This window comes from Sphingopyxis lindanitolerans, assembly GCF_002993885.1.
GTDB lineage: Bacteria > Pseudomonadota > Alphaproteobacteria > Sphingomonadales > Sphingomonadaceae > Sphingopyxis > Sphingopyxis lindanitolerans.
In genome coordinates this window covers 2,386,782-2,399,579 of the sequence record NZ_CM009578.1, presented here as the reverse complement: position 1 = coordinate 2,399,579, position 12,798 = coordinate 2,386,782, and the positions used below count along the sequence as shown (strand labels likewise).

The window sequence follows — 12,798 nt, the reverse complement described above, 5'->3', positions numbered from 1 at the left end:
CCAACGACCTGAAGAGCTAAGGATCAGCCGGTGCCGAAGCCCGTGCAGCCAGCATCGTCCGAACACCCCCCAGTCGCGCTCCATTAAAGCACGGCGGAGGAGGATGAGCCGTCGGGTTGGACGATATCTTCAAAGGCCACGGTGACGACGCGTGGGTCGGTCTTGCGCGCCGCTCCGGCCATGGGATCTGTCAGCACATTCAGAACATAAGGCAGCTTTGCTGCAAGCATGCGGTCGATCGCGCCGGCGATGTCGCCGCTCTCATCCACCCGCTCACCCCCACAATCAAAGGCATGCGCAATCAGATGGTAATCCGCCTGCCCCAGTTCGCAATTATAGGAATCGTTGAACAATTTGATGTGTCCATGCTTTTCGGTGCCCCATGCGCCGTCGTTTGAAACGACCACGGCCAGCTGCAAGTCCGCGAGCTTCGCGCTGTTCAGCTCAGCACAGTAGAAGCCGAAAGAGCCGTCGCCGGTAACCAAAATGACCGGGCGCGGGGGTGCATCGGTCAACTCGGCAACCTCGCGCGCCGCCGCCGACGCGCCGAGGGCAAGCGGTGTCCCCACGCCCATGGACCCGAACGGATAATGATCGATAAAAGCGCCGCCGCGCGGCAGACGCAGCGTCCCCAACATCCAGTTTTGGATGTCCGCGCCATCGCCCACATAGATCGCATCTTCCGGCCATCGGTCCATCAGCCTGCGGCACAATGTGAGCGGGTGGATGGGCCCGTTCCCTTCGGCTTCCAGCTCGGCAAGCCGCGCAAGCCGCGCGGCCATGGCGTGTCGCACCCAGCCCGCATCGCGCGGCTTTCCGTCGCCCAGGGCCTCGCAGAGCGCTTCTGTGCCGAGCCGCGCATCGGCGACGATGGGAATGTCAATCGGCCGCCCCCGCCCGAACTCCTCGGCCACGGTATCGATCTGGATGAACAGGGCATCGGGCGAAAAGCGCGGCGCCAAACCATGATTGAAGCGCTGGCCCAGCCGCATGCCCACGCATAGCACCACATCGGCCTCGCGCGCCGCCACCTGTGCCAGTGGCCAGCCGAAGCCCAACATATCGTCTTCCGGGACCAGGCCCCGGCCCTGCGCATGGCCCAGGACCGGAGCACCCAGCCGCGCCGCCAGTCGGCGCAGCGCAGGCCCGGCATCGGCGCGGTACGCACCGCCTCCGGCCAGGATCATCGGGCGTTGAGCGTGGCACAATGCCGCGGCGGCGGCAGCGATGGCGGTCGCTTCGGGCGCTGGCGGCGACGCGGGCGCCGACATGGGATGGGGCGCGGCCGCCGACACCATGGCACGGCCGAACTCTTGACGGATACCCAATATGGCGACGCCGGGTCGGCCAGTGCTTGCCTGATGAAAGGCTTCGGCGAGAAATGCTGCCATCCGCTCGGGGTTGGGCGCCATATGCACCCATTTGGCCATAGGCCGTACCATCGCAAGCGGATCATCCTCGCCTTCATGATGCACCTCGGTCGCGCTGGCGGGACGGCAGCCCACCAATATCACCACGGGTGTTCCCGCTTTTTGGGCGGTGAGAATGCCGGTCACGGCGTTGGCCAATCCCTGCTCTTCCTTGATAAGCGCCAGTCCGGGCTTGCGGGCAATCCGCGCATAGCCATCGGCAGCGCACACGGTGCCGGTCTCATGCCGGGTCGAAACGACGCGAACGCCATTCTTCGCCAACGCCTGCAACAACTGCGCATGCGCGGCGCCCGAAAGCGCAAAGACCGTCCGCACGGCTTGGCGTGCGCATTCGGCAGCCATGGCTTCGCCGCCTGAGATCATATCTATACTCACATCATCACCCCTGCCCGCTTTGCCTAGTCGCTGCCATCGACGCGCGAGCGGATGAGGAACAGCCCTGCCAGCCCGACGATGAGGAAGGCCACAATCGGGACCATCCCGGCCTGCTGGGTTCCGAAATATTCGGTGGCGAGTCCCACGGCCAGCGGCCCGAGCCATGACGTTGCGCTGCCGGTCAGCGCATAGAGGCCGAAATAGGCTCCGGTCTGGTCCGGCGGGGATATTCGCGACAGGAAGCTGCGACTGGAAGATTGCAGGCCGAGCGACACGAAGGCGATGGCGACGACAATGCCGAGGAACACCCACTCGGGCGGACCGGAGAACAACGCATTGTCAACGGCGCCCGGCCCGGTGTAGCTCCAGAAATACAGTATCTGGGTGGGCGTCGTCCCGATCATCGCAATCACCAGCAGGATCATCCCGAAAAGCTGTATCTGGACCGCGCGCTTGCAACCAAATCGCCCGTCCAGCCAGCCAGCCACCATGCTGCCCAGAGCAGCGCAGAACATCCGCATGATGCCAATGATGAGCAACTGAACACCACCCCAGTGCATCACGCCTGCCGCATAGACACCGCCGAAGATCACCAGCGCGACCGCGCCATCGGCGAAAATCATCCGAAAAATCAAAAAGAGCGCGCCATCGCGATTGCCCTTCAATTTCGTCGGCAAATGAACCAGATATCGCGCGCCATGACCTATGGCATCGAGAAATCTTGTCTGCGCTTTGGGCGCATCCTTGGCCAGCCAAAGCAGCGGCAATATGGCGAGGAAAAGCAGTCCGCCAGCGAGCGGCCCCGTAATACGGGCTTGCTCGAACCGTGATTGATCGAGACCGAACAGCGGCACCGTCGGCACCCAGGACCAGTCCACCCGCCCGGGGAGCGAGAAGGCAATGAGCACGAAGCTCATGATCAGCACGCCCGACAGGCTTCCGACCGCCATTCCAAGCGCGGAGACGCGGTGGATCGTCCGCCGGTCCGCCTGAAACGGCATCATCGAATTATGCAGCACCTCCGTATAGGCGTAGAGTACTTTGATCAGCGCGAGCGCGATGACCAGAGCTGGCACCGAAAGCCCAGCGCCATTCGGCAGCGCCCACCACAGGGTGCACAGCAGGACGGCCTGGAGGGCCGTACCCAGCGCAATCCAGGGTTTGCGCGGCCCCAGCGCGTCCAGCGTCGCGCCGAGCAGCGGCGCCGTGAACCCGGCAATCAACCCCGCGATGGTTCCCATTACCGCCACGATGGCCTGACCTCTAACAGGATCGCCCACCACCTGCGTCGCGAAATAGGGAACAAAGACGCTGATCGAGATCAGCGCGACATAAGGAATACGGCCAGCCTCCGCGAGCGCCCAACCCACGGCCGGAAGCCCGACACCCAGCACCTTACGTTCCGCATCGGGTCGTTCATCCAAGATATTTTCAGCCATCAATATGTCCCTGAATTGAGTCATGCGCTTATTTCGATCGGTCCTGCGCCAAACCAGTTGCGCCCCCAATCGTTCATCGAGCGTGCCCCGCCTGCTTTGTAATCGGCTATTCTCCAACGGCGCCGCTTTGATGTCTGTGAGTAGATACAACTTTCCCGTCGATGTCCACCCCAGTGGACGGATCGACGAACCCGGATTTTGGGCTTCAGACGTTGCTCCAAATTCGGGCCCCTCATCGCCGAAGCCCCCTACCCCGTTTACGCTTGAAAGCGACACGTCGACGACCGCAGTGGAGCGCCGGCCAGCGACAGATTGCGGATCATCAAGCCAGTTGGCGAAGCCTATGACGTGGGAGCGGATCTTGCCGAGATCGAGTGAAATCCCCAGGGTCGTGCGAAGGGGATCGCGGCCGCCCGACGTTTCGGACGACCTTTATATCAAATGCCGGAATCAAATACCCAAGCGTGGCAGTTGTCGGGTTTATACAATATTTTGGACCTGTGCGACGCCATAGGTTGGGCCACAGAGACACTTCCGTCGGCCGCAAGCTTTCTGCGACCCACAGCGATCCGGCTCGGCGGGAGGGGGGCGATGGTATCCAATCGAACCATTGTCGGAACGGCGCGAAGGGAAACCTTCGTGCCGTTCCTGTTTGCCGGATACGAAAAAGGGCGGCCCCGCGAGGGACCGCCCTTTTGCTTTGGCGATAGGCCGAGGGGCTCAGGCCGCCTTGGAACCTTCGACGTCGCTCAGGACCGTTTTCGCCTGCGCGATGATCGTGGTGAAGACGCCGCCTTCGTTCATCGCGAGATCGGCCATGACCTTGCGGTCGAGTTGGATCCCGGCCAGCTTCACGCCGTGCATGAACTGCGAATAGGTCAGGCCTTCGGCGCGAACCGCGGCGTTGATGCGCTGGATCCACAGGGCGCGGAAGGTCCGCTTCTTTACCTTGCGGTCGCGATAGGCATATTGGCCGGCCTTTTCGACCGCCTGCTTGGCGATGCGAATGGTGTTCTTGCGACGGCCGTAATAGCCCTTCGCCTGATCCAATATGCGCTTGTGCTTGGCGTGCGTGGTCGTGCCGCGTTTGATGCGTGACATGGTCTAGCGCTCCTTACTTCAGGCCGTAGGGCGCCCAGAGGCGCACATGGGCCACGTCCGAATCGCTGAGCACGCTGGTGCCGCGGTTGGTGCGGATATATTTGCTATTGTGCGAAATCAGGCGGTGGCGCTTGCCGGCAACGCCGTGCTTCACCTTGCCCGAGGCGGTGAATTTGAAGCGCTTCTTCACACCGCTCTTGGTCTTCAGCTTGGGCATTTTCGTCTCCTTGTTGAGCGACGATATCGACCGGCCCTGGCAGCCCTTGTCGCCAGGCAGGTCAGCAACTCTATCGTGCGAAGCGGCGCGCTTAGGGGGATTCGCGCCGAAATGCAAGCATCGAAGCGCTTCAGAAGCTCGCGCCGTCGACCTTCTGGATGGTAAGCGAATCGAGGTCGGCGTCGGGGACGCAGCGCAGGTTGACCGCCGCCATCTTCGCGCCGTCGGGACCGGTGCCGATCGCGAAACCCTGGCACCCGCAGTCGGTGCAGAATTGATGGTCGATATTGTGCTTGTGGAATTGATAGGTTTTGAGCTTGCCGGTGCCGCTCGTCAGCCGGAACCGGTCGATCGGCACGAAAGCCAGAAGGAAGCCCTTGCGCCGACAGTGCGAGCAGTTGCAACTCATCGCCGTCGTCGGGATATCGCCCTCGACCGTGTAGGTCACCGCGCCGCAGTGGCAGCTTCCGTTGAATGCCATCTCTCTCTCCCTAATGGTGGCAGGCGAGCCCCTCAATCACATCCTCGAGCCGCGCCGGATCGCCCAATGCGATGACATGCCCGTCGCTCTCGCTGTGCAGCGGCTCGCCGTTCCAGTCGCACATCGTCCCGCCCGCGCCCTCTACGATCGGCACCAGTGCTGCGAAATCGTGGAGCTTCAGCCCCGCTTCGACCACCAGGTCGATATGGCCGCTGGCGAGCAGTCCGTAATTATAACAGTCGCCGCCGAAGACCATGCGCTCGTGCGATGTCTTCGCCGCGAGCGCCATGAAATGATCGCCGTCATGATCGGCAAAATATTGCGGGCCGGTCGTCGCGAGGACCGCGTCGGCAAGGCTGCGGCAGACGCGCGTCGCCGCGGGTTTGCCACTGAGCAAGGTCGGCCGCCCCGTCGCACCGACCCAGCGCTCGCCGGCGATCGGCTGATCGATGATGCCAATCAGCGGCCAGCCGTCCTGGAGCAGCGCGATCAGCGTCCCGAAGATCGGCCGCCCGGCCATGAAGCTGACCGTGCCATCGATCGGGTCGAGCACCCATTGGCGCGACGCTTCGGGCCGCTCGGCGCCATATTCCTCGCCGATGATGCCGTCGAGCGGCGCCTCGGCATCGAGCAGACGCCGCATTGCGGCTTCGGCGGCGCGGTCGGCCTCGGTCACCGGCGAAGCGTCGGCCTTGGCCTCGTGCTGGTAAGCCGCGCGGAAGAAAGGCCGGATCGCGGCGCCGGCAGCGTCGGCAAGGCGATTGGCGAGGGCGATGTCGGATTCGAGAGTCATCTAGTTTCCCAAGCCAAGAGGTCGTGCGGCCCGTTAAGGCGGAACCCCGTCATCCGCCCGTGCAAAATAGCAGCGGTCGGAGATGGACCCCCGCCGTTGCGGGGGAACAGAAATATGAAATCGGCGTCACGATCGGCCGATTCAATCGAACAGCGACGACACGCTCGATTCGTCGGCGATGCGCTTGATCGCCTCGCCAAGCAGCGGCGCGACGGTGAGGGCGCGGACTTTGCCGCTGTCGTTCACAGCGTCGGTGGGCTGGATGGAATCGGTGATGACGAGTTCGGTCAGTTCGCTCGCATCGACGCGCGCGACCGCGCCGCCCGACAGCACGCCATGGGTGCAATAAGCGACAACACCTTCGGCCCCCGCGGCCTTCAGCGCGGCGGCGGCGTTGCAGAGGGTGCCGGCCGAGTCCACGATATCGTCGATGAGGATGCAGAAGCGGCCCGCGACGTCGCCGATGATGTTCATCACCTCCGATTCGCCGGCACGCTCGCGGCGCTTGTCGACGATTGCCAGCGGGGCGTTGTCGAGCCGCTTCGCCAGCGCGCGCGCGCGCACGACGCCGCCGACGTCGGGCGAGACGACCATCAGATTCTTGCCGGCAAAGCGCGCCTGGATATCGGCGCTCATCACCGGCGCGGCGTAGAGATTGTCGGTCGGGATATCGAAGAAACCCTGGATCTGCCCGGCGTGGAGGTCGATCGCCAGCACGCGGTCGGCGCCCGAGGTGGTGATAAGGTTGGCGACGAGCTTGGCCGAGATCGGGGTGCGCGGGCCGGGTTTGCGGTCCTGGCGGGCATAGCCGAAATAGGGGACGACCGCGGTGATGCGCTTCGCCGAGGCGCGGCGCAGCGCGTCGGTGATGATCAAAAGCTCCATCAGATTGTCGTTGGCCGGGAAATTGGTCGGCTGGACGACGAAGACATCCTGGCCGCGCACATTTTCGTGGATTTCGACGAAGACTTCCTCGTCGGCGAAGCGGCGGACGCTGGTGTCGGTCAGCGGCAGTTCGAGATAATCCGCAATCGCGCGGGCCAGCGGCAGGTTGCTGTTGCCGGAGATGAGTTTCATGGCGAGCAAGGCCCTTTCGCGGCGAGTGGGGATTGCGCCGCCCCTTAGCCAGCCGATGCCCGAAGGGGAAGGGGTTAAAGTCCCGGCGGCCTTTGCGGGCGTCGACAGATGGCGGTGAACGCCGCTTCCTTATCGACGAAGCGGTCGTCGCGTCGGTGGCGCGGGGGCGAGCGCACGCTGTTGACGCTTCTCTTCGGTTGAACGGGCGGGGCGGTTGCGCCTAAACCGCTGCCATGACACAGATGCTTTCGATCGTCCTTTCGCAGATGACCCAGGCGGTCGGCGACCTGGCCGCCAATGCCGCCGCGATCCGCGCGGTGCGCGCGCGGCACGGGGACGCCGACCTGATCGTTTATCCCGAGTTGCAACTGATCGGCTATCCGCCCGAGGATCTGGTGCTGAAACCGGCGCTGGCGGAGCGCGCCGCCACCGCCCTCGCCGCGCTGGCGGCCGAGACCGGCGACGGCGGCCCGGCGATGCTCGTCGGGTCGGTCGAGCGCGATGCCGAGGGGCGGCTCTATAATATGGTCGCGCTGCTCGACGGCGGACGAATCGTCGCGACGCGGCGCAAGCATGAACTGCCGAATTACGGCACCTTCGATGAAAAACGCGTCTTTGCGCCCGGGCCGCTTCCCGATGTGGTCGAATGGCGCGGGGTGAAGCTGGGACTGCCGATCTGCGAGGACGGCTGGTTTCCGGCGGTGTGCGCCCATCTTGCCGCCCAAGGCGCGGACATTCTCCTTTCGGTCAACGGCAGTCCCTATGAGATCGACAAGGACGACCGTCGCCTGACGCAGGTGTTCGCGGCGCGCGTCGCCGAAACGGGATTGCCTCTGATCTTCCTCAACCGCATCGGCGGGCAGGACGAGTTGGTGTTCGACGGCTGTTCGTTCGTGCTGAACGGCGACGGGCGCGCCGCGCACCGGCTGACCGACTGGGAGGCGGAGGAGCGCGTCACGCGCTGGACGAAGGGCGCGGGCGGCTGGGAATGCGAGGCGGGCGTGATCGCCGAATGGGAAGCGCATCCCGCCGACATCTATAGCGCGATGATCCTGTCCCTGCGCGACTATGTCGAACGCAACCGCTTTCCCGGCGTCGTGCTCGGCCTGTCGGGCGGGATCGATTCGGCGATCTGCGCCGCCATCGCCGCCGACGCGCTCGGCCCCGACAAGGTCTGGTGCGTGATGCTGCCGAGCCGCTTCACCAGCGAGGAAAGCCTCGATGACGCGAGGGGCTGCGCGGCAATGATCGGGTGTCGGCTCGACACCCTCGCGATCGCCCCGGCGGTCGAGGCGTTCGATGTCATGCTTGCGGACAGTTTCGCCGACAAGGACGTCGATACGACCGAGGAGAATGTCCAGTCGCGTATCCGCGGTGTCACGCTGATGGCGCTGTCCAACAAATTCGGTCCGATGCTGCTGACGACGGGCAACAAGAGCGAGATGAGTGTCGGCTATGCGACCATCTATGGCGACATGGCGGGCGGCTATAATCCATTGAAGGACGCCTATAAGACGACGGTGTTCGCGCTCGCCGAATGGCGCAACGCCCATGTGCCGCGGCTGTCGCGCAACCCGGTCGCGCCGGTGATGCCGGCCAATATCGTGACCAAGCCGCCGAGCGCCGAACTGCGCCCCGACCAGAAGGACGAGGACAGTCTGCCGCCTTATGCCGACCTCGACCGGATGCTCCACATGCTGGTCGAGGAGGAAGCGAGCGTCGACGATGTCGTCGCGCGCTATGGTTTCGACCGCGATGCGGTGGCGCGGATCGAGCGGTTGCTGATGCTCGCCGAGTATAAGCGGCGCCAGGCGCCGCCGGGGGTCAAGCTGTCGACGCGCAATTTCGGGCGCGATCGTCGTTACCCGATCACGCACGGGTTTCGGACGGGCTGACGTGCCCCCGGACTCGCGTCGCGCGCGAAACGGGCTATAGGCGCCGTCATGACCGTCACCACCCGCTTCGCCCCCTCGCCGACCGGCCATCTGCATGTCGGCAACGTCCGCACCGCGCTCCACAACTGGCTGTGGGCGCGCAGGGCGGGCGGGCGCTTCGTGCTGCGGATCGACGATACCGACCGCGAGCGATCGAAAGAGGAGTATGTCGAGGGCATCCGCGCCGATCTTGCGTGGCTCGGGCTCGATATCGACGGCGAGGAACGCCAGTCGGCGCGCTTCGCGCTTTATGAGGCCGAGTTCGACAAGCTCAAGGCGGCGGGTCGCGTCTATGCCTGCTACGAGACGCCCGAGGAGCTCGATATCCGCCGCAAGGTGCTGCTGTCGCGCGGGCTGCCGCCGGTCTATGAGCGCAAGCCCGCCGATGCACCGGTGCCCGAAGGCGTCGCGCCGCACTGGCGGTTCCGGCTCGACCATGAGGCGCCGATCGAATGGACCGACATGATTCGCGGGCCGCAGCATTTCGAGCCGAAGACGCTGTCCGATCCGGTGGTGCGCCGCGCCGACGGCAGCTGGCTCTATCTGCTGCCGAGCGTGATCGACGATATCGCGATGGGGATCAGCCATGTCGTGCGCGGCGAGGATCATGTGTCGAACACCGCGGCGCAGATTCAGATGTTCGCGAGCCTCGGCGCGAAACCGCCCGAATTTGCGCATGAGGCCTTATTGGTGGGGACTGAGGGCAAATTGTCGAAGCGGCTGGGGTCGCTCGGCATGGCTGCCCTGCGCGAAGCGGGGATCGAGCCGATCGCGCTCGTCGCGCTGCTCGCGCGGCTGGGGACGAGCGATCCGGTCGAGCCGGTGACGAGCCCGGCGCCGCTGATCGAGAGCATCGATTTCGCGCGCTTCGGCCGCGCCCCGGCGCGCTTCGACGAGGCCGAGCTGGCACTCATCAATCAGAAGATCCTGCATCACACCGACTATGCCGCGGTCGCGCCGCGTCTGCCGGTCGCGATCGGCGAAGCCCGCTGGAACGCGATTCGCCCGAATCTGATGACGGTCGCCGAGGCGGCCGACTGGGCGGCGGTGTTCGACGGACCGCTGGTTCCACCCGCACCCGAAGAGGCCGACCGGCCGGTACTCGCCGCCGCCGCCGCCGCCGCGCCGAGCCTCGACTGGGGCGCCGATCCGTGGCGCGCGCTGACCGATGCGGTGAAGGCGGCGACCGGCGCCAAGGGCCGCGCGCTCTTCCTGCCGCTGCGCCGCGCGCTGACGGCGCGCGACCACGGCCCCGACATGGCCGAACTGCTGCCGCTGATCGCCCAGGGTGAGGCGGTCGCGCGGCTGGGAGCCGCCTGACCTGGCAATCGCGCCTCTTTGCCGATGCTCGTGCCTGGCCGATGCTCGCGCTTGGTCGATGCTCGCGCTTGACAAGGATAGATATGTTATATTATCTCTTAATCCATCCCGACCAATAGCGGCGGTCAACGCGCGGGGCCGGGCCTACACGAGGCAAGGAGAGGTGCCATGACCCTGATTCCGCTGATGTCCGCCATCATCGCGAGGCCCGTAAAGCATAGCATGCCCGCCGGGACCGCGCCGTTCGGGCGCGACAGTTACCATCCCGGCGCGGCGCATCGCCCGGTCGCCGCGGCGCTCGCGTTCGGGCTGCCCACGGCGCTCGTCGTCGCGGTCGCGCTGTCGCCGATGATCATCCAGGAAAAGCCGCGAACCGAGTCCAAGACATGGACCAATTTCACCGTCGAAAAGCCCAAGCCCAACCCGCGGCCCGACCCCAAGCCGCAGACCGACCCGATCCAGACCGAATTCACCGCGCCGCCGACTCCGCTCCCGCCGGTATCGGACAGCTCGACCAAGGTGGCGCCGCTGCCGCCCTATACGCCCCCGGCGGGCAGCGGGACCGGCCCCGACATCGTCGATCCGCCGCTGCCGCCGAAACCCGCGCCCTTCCTGGTCGCCCAGCTCGATCCGCGCTACGCCGGCAGCTTCCAGCCCGACTATCCGGCGAGCGAGCAGCGGCGCGAGATCGAGGGAAGCGTGCGGGTGCGCGTGCTGATCGGCACCGACGGGCGCGTCAAGGCGGTCGAACTCGTCAGCACCGACAGCCGGGGCTTTTTCGAGGAGACGAAACGGCGCGCGCTGGCGAAATGGCGCTTCAAGCCCGCGACGCGCGGCGGCGTGGCCGAGGAAAGCTGGAAGGAAATGACCGTGCGCTTCCAGATCCGGAACGGCTGATACCCCCCGCCGAACCCCTCCCGGGGGCGGGCCTCCACGGGCGCCCGCCCCCGCTTTTCCTCGACACATTGCTTGACATCGACGCCGAATCCCGCCAATGGCGCCCGGATAAATGGGGGCGGCGCCCGACGCGCGGCCCTCTTTGTTTTTCACAGCAACCGCCGGGGCCCCCAGTCCCGCCACATGCGCCGGATGTCCCTGCGGATGTGCCAAGATTTCGAGGAACAGGGCCATGGCCAAGCCGACGACCGTCAAGATCAAGCTGGTGAGCACCGCCGACACCGGCTTTTTCTATGTCACCAAGAAGAACCCGCGCACGATGACCGAGAAGATGGCGGTGCGCAAATATGATCCGCGCGTGCGCAAGCATGTCGAGTTCAAGGAAGCCAAGATCAAGTGACGCCTTGCCCCGCGCGCTGATGGCGCGTGGGTGGAAAATGCGTCATCGCCGCACCAGCGGGGATTCGGAAAGGGCGGCCGCGCGCCGCCCTTTTTCGTGGGCGGACGCCGGTTTGAGGTGAAGACCTCAAGCGCCGCCCCGCGAAGGCGGGGGCGACGGCATGTGTTCGGTCGCTTTCAGCTTGGCGGCCAGCCGACTTCGCGCCACAACGGATGGCATGGCTCTCGTCGCCACTTCCGTCGCGGCTCGATAAGGAACCCGAACCGATGCCGATCATCGCCGCGCGCCATTATCATCAGGGCCAACTCCTCCGCGACCTTGGTCCCGACGACGTCATCCCCGACGATTGCACCGACGCCGATTTCTTCTGGCTCGGCCTGTTCGAGCCGACCCCCGAGGAGCTGGGCGGGATCGCCAAGCGCTTCGGCCTCCATCCGCTCGCGGTCGAGGATGCGCTGAAGGCGAAGCAGCTTCCGAAGGTCGAGGTTTATGGCGACCAGCTTTTCGTCATCGCCGCGACGGGGACGCTCGACGGCGACACGATCCAGTCGGGCGAGACCGCGATCTTCCTGGGTCGCCATTTCGCGGTGACCGTCCGCCACGGCTCGGCGCGCGCGCATACCGAAGTACGCCAGCGGCTCGAAACGCTGCCCGCGAAGCTCGCGCATGGACCCGACTATGTCCTTTATGCGATCCTCGATTTCGTCATCGACGGCTATTTCCCCGTCATCGACGCGATCGAGGACCGGCTGCTGCTGGTCGAGGAAAGCGTGATGGACACGCCGCTCGACGCCCACGAAATCCGCCACCTTTATGCCCAGCGGCACGAGATCATCCGGTTCCAGCGCATCGTCGGGCTGATGAAGGATGTCGCCGCGCGCCTTGTCGGCGCCGCCGACCTGCCGTGGATCGACGACGCGGTGCGCCCCTATTTCCGCGATGTCTGGGACCATGTGCAGCGCGCCGAATTCCGCCTGTCGGGGCTGCGCGAAGTCGCCGGTTCGGTCGTCGATACCAATTCGCTGCTCGAACAGCAGCGCCAGGGCGTGATCACACGCCAGCTCGCCGCCTGGGCGGCGATCCTCGCGGTGCCGACCGCGATCGCGGGAATCTATGGCATGAACTTCGAGCATATGCCCGAACTGAGCTGGACCTTCGGCTATCCGTTCGCGATCGGCCTGATGGGAAGCATCTGCGGCCTCCTCTATTGGCGGTTCCGGACGATCGGCTGGCTCTGATCGCGCCCGCTTCGTCGCATCGGCGCCGGGGCCGGGCAACCCACCGCGCTTCTCGTGCATTTCACGACTTCGCGCGCTCACGCTAACCTTCTTTTA

General features: G+C 65.3%; 12 protein-coding genes. 5 read left to right on the top strand and 7 right to left on the bottom strand.

Annotation, left to right across the window (positions count from 1 at the left end; all coding sequences use genetic code 11):
* Positions 1 to 83: 83 nt before the first annotated feature.
* From CVO77_RS11615 to CVO77_RS11580, 7 genes are all read right to left on the bottom strand, one after another.
* Positions 84 to 1,805, bottom strand: a complete 1,722-nt coding sequence (locus tag CVO77_RS11615; protein WP_158258042.1) for a thiamine pyrophosphate-binding protein — start codon at positions 1,803 to 1,805, stop codon at positions 84 to 86.
* A gap of 23 nt (positions 1,806 to 1,828) precedes the next feature.
* On the bottom strand, positions 1,829 to 3,244 hold the full coding sequence (locus tag CVO77_RS11610; RefSeq protein WP_158258041.1) for an MFS transporter: 1,416 nt from the start codon (positions 3,242 to 3,244) through the stop codon (positions 1,829 to 1,831).
* 720 nt (positions 3,245 to 3,964) lie between these two features.
* Complete coding sequence (gene rplT / locus CVO77_RS11600) at positions 3,965 to 4,345, bottom strand: 50S ribosomal protein L20 (protein ID WP_105999195.1); 381 nt, start codon at positions 4,343 to 4,345, stop codon at positions 3,965 to 3,967.
* A gap of 13 nt (positions 4,346 to 4,358) precedes the next feature.
* Positions 4,359 to 4,562: a 50S ribosomal protein L35 gene (gene rpmI, locus CVO77_RS11595; RefSeq protein ID WP_106000796.1), complete on the bottom strand. Its 204-nt coding sequence runs from the start codon at positions 4,560 to 4,562 to the stop codon at positions 4,359 to 4,361.
* Positions 4,563 to 4,692: 130 nt separating this feature from the next.
* Positions 4,693 to 5,043 (bottom strand): GFA family protein, encoded by a 351-nt coding sequence (locus CVO77_RS11590; protein ID WP_105999194.1) that lies wholly within the window; start codon positions 5,041 to 5,043, stop codon positions 4,693 to 4,695.
* Positions 5,044 to 5,053: 10 nt separating this feature from the next.
* Positions 5,054 to 5,836: a histidinol-phosphatase gene (gene hisN / locus CVO77_RS11585; protein WP_105999193.1), complete on the bottom strand. Its 783-nt coding sequence runs from the start codon at positions 5,834 to 5,836 to the stop codon at positions 5,054 to 5,056.
* Positions 5,837 to 5,977: 141 nt separating this feature from the next.
* A complete protein-coding gene (locus CVO77_RS11580) occupies positions 5,978 to 6,913 on the bottom strand; it encodes a ribose-phosphate pyrophosphokinase (protein ID WP_105999192.1) in 936 nt (311 codons plus the stop codon).
* Between the two features lie 233 nt (positions 6,914 to 7,146).
* Here CVO77_RS11580 and CVO77_RS11575 point away from each other — a divergent pair, with 233 nt between their 5' ends.
* From CVO77_RS11575 to CVO77_RS11555, 5 genes are all read left to right on the top strand, one after another.
* Entirely contained in the window at positions 7,147 to 8,808 is a 1,662-nt protein-coding gene (locus tag CVO77_RS11575; RefSeq protein ID WP_105999191.1) for an NAD+ synthase, read from the top strand.
* A 48-nt stretch (positions 8,809 to 8,856) separates the two neighbouring features.
* A complete protein-coding gene (locus CVO77_RS11570) occupies positions 8,857 to 10,167 on the top strand; it encodes a glutamate--tRNA ligase (RefSeq protein ID WP_105999190.1) in 1,311 nt (436 codons plus the stop codon).
* A 168-nt stretch (positions 10,168 to 10,335) separates the two neighbouring features.
* A complete protein-coding gene (locus tag CVO77_RS11565; RefSeq protein WP_105999189.1) occupies positions 10,336 to 11,064 on the top strand; it encodes an energy transducer TonB in 729 nt (242 codons plus the stop codon).
* Between the two features lie 232 nt (positions 11,065 to 11,296).
* Entirely contained in the window at positions 11,297 to 11,464 is a 168-nt protein-coding gene (gene rpmG, locus CVO77_RS11560) for a 50S ribosomal protein L33 (protein ID WP_105999188.1), read from the top strand.
* Positions 11,465 to 11,730: 266 nt separating this feature from the next.
* Complete coding sequence (locus tag CVO77_RS11555) at positions 11,731 to 12,702, top strand: magnesium and cobalt transport protein CorA (protein WP_106000795.1); 972 nt, start codon at positions 11,731 to 11,733, stop codon at positions 12,700 to 12,702.
* Positions 12,703 to 12,798: the final 96 nt, after the last annotated feature.

What these genes read in the sequence shown, in the direction of transcription:
- rpmG (WP_105999188.1), top strand. Translation starts at nt 11,297, where the DNA reads ATGGCCAAGCCGACGACCGTCAAGATCAAGCTGGTGAGCACCGCCGAC.
- CVO77_RS11555 (WP_106000795.1), top strand. Translation starts at nt 11,731, where the DNA reads ATGCCGATCATCGCCGCGCGCCATTATCATCAGGGCCAACTCCTCCGC.
- CVO77_RS11580 (WP_105999192.1), bottom strand. Translation starts at nt 6,913, where the DNA reads ATGAAACTCATCTCCGGCAACAGCAACCTGCCGCTGGCCCGCGCGATT.
- rplT (WP_105999195.1), bottom strand. Translation starts at nt 4,345, where the DNA reads ATGTCACGCATCAAACGCGGCACGACCACGCACGCCAAGCACAAGCGC.
- CVO77_RS11570 (WP_105999190.1), top strand. Translation starts at nt 8,857, where the DNA reads ATGACCGTCACCACCCGCTTCGCCCCCTCGCCGACCGGCCATCTGCAT.
- hisN (WP_105999193.1), bottom strand. Translation starts at nt 5,836, where the DNA reads ATGACTCTCGAATCCGACATCGCCCTCGCCAATCGCCTTGCCGACGCT.
- CVO77_RS11590 (WP_105999194.1), bottom strand. Translation starts at nt 5,043, where the DNA reads ATGGCATTCAACGGAAGCTGCCACTGCGGCGCGGTGACCTACACGGTC.
- CVO77_RS11565 (WP_105999189.1), top strand. Translation starts at nt 10,336, where the DNA reads ATGACCCTGATTCCGCTGATGTCCGCCATCATCGCGAGGCCCGTAAAG.
- CVO77_RS11610 (WP_158258041.1), bottom strand. Translation starts at nt 3,244, where the DNA reads ATGGCTGAAAATATCTTGGATGAACGACCCGATGCGGAACGTAAGGTG.
- rpmI (WP_106000796.1), bottom strand. Translation starts at nt 4,562, where the DNA reads ATGCCCAAGCTGAAGACCAAGAGCGGTGTGAAGAAGCGCTTCAAATTC.
- CVO77_RS11575 (WP_105999191.1), top strand. Translation starts at nt 7,147, where the DNA reads ATGACACAGATGCTTTCGATCGTCCTTTCGCAGATGACCCAGGCGGTC.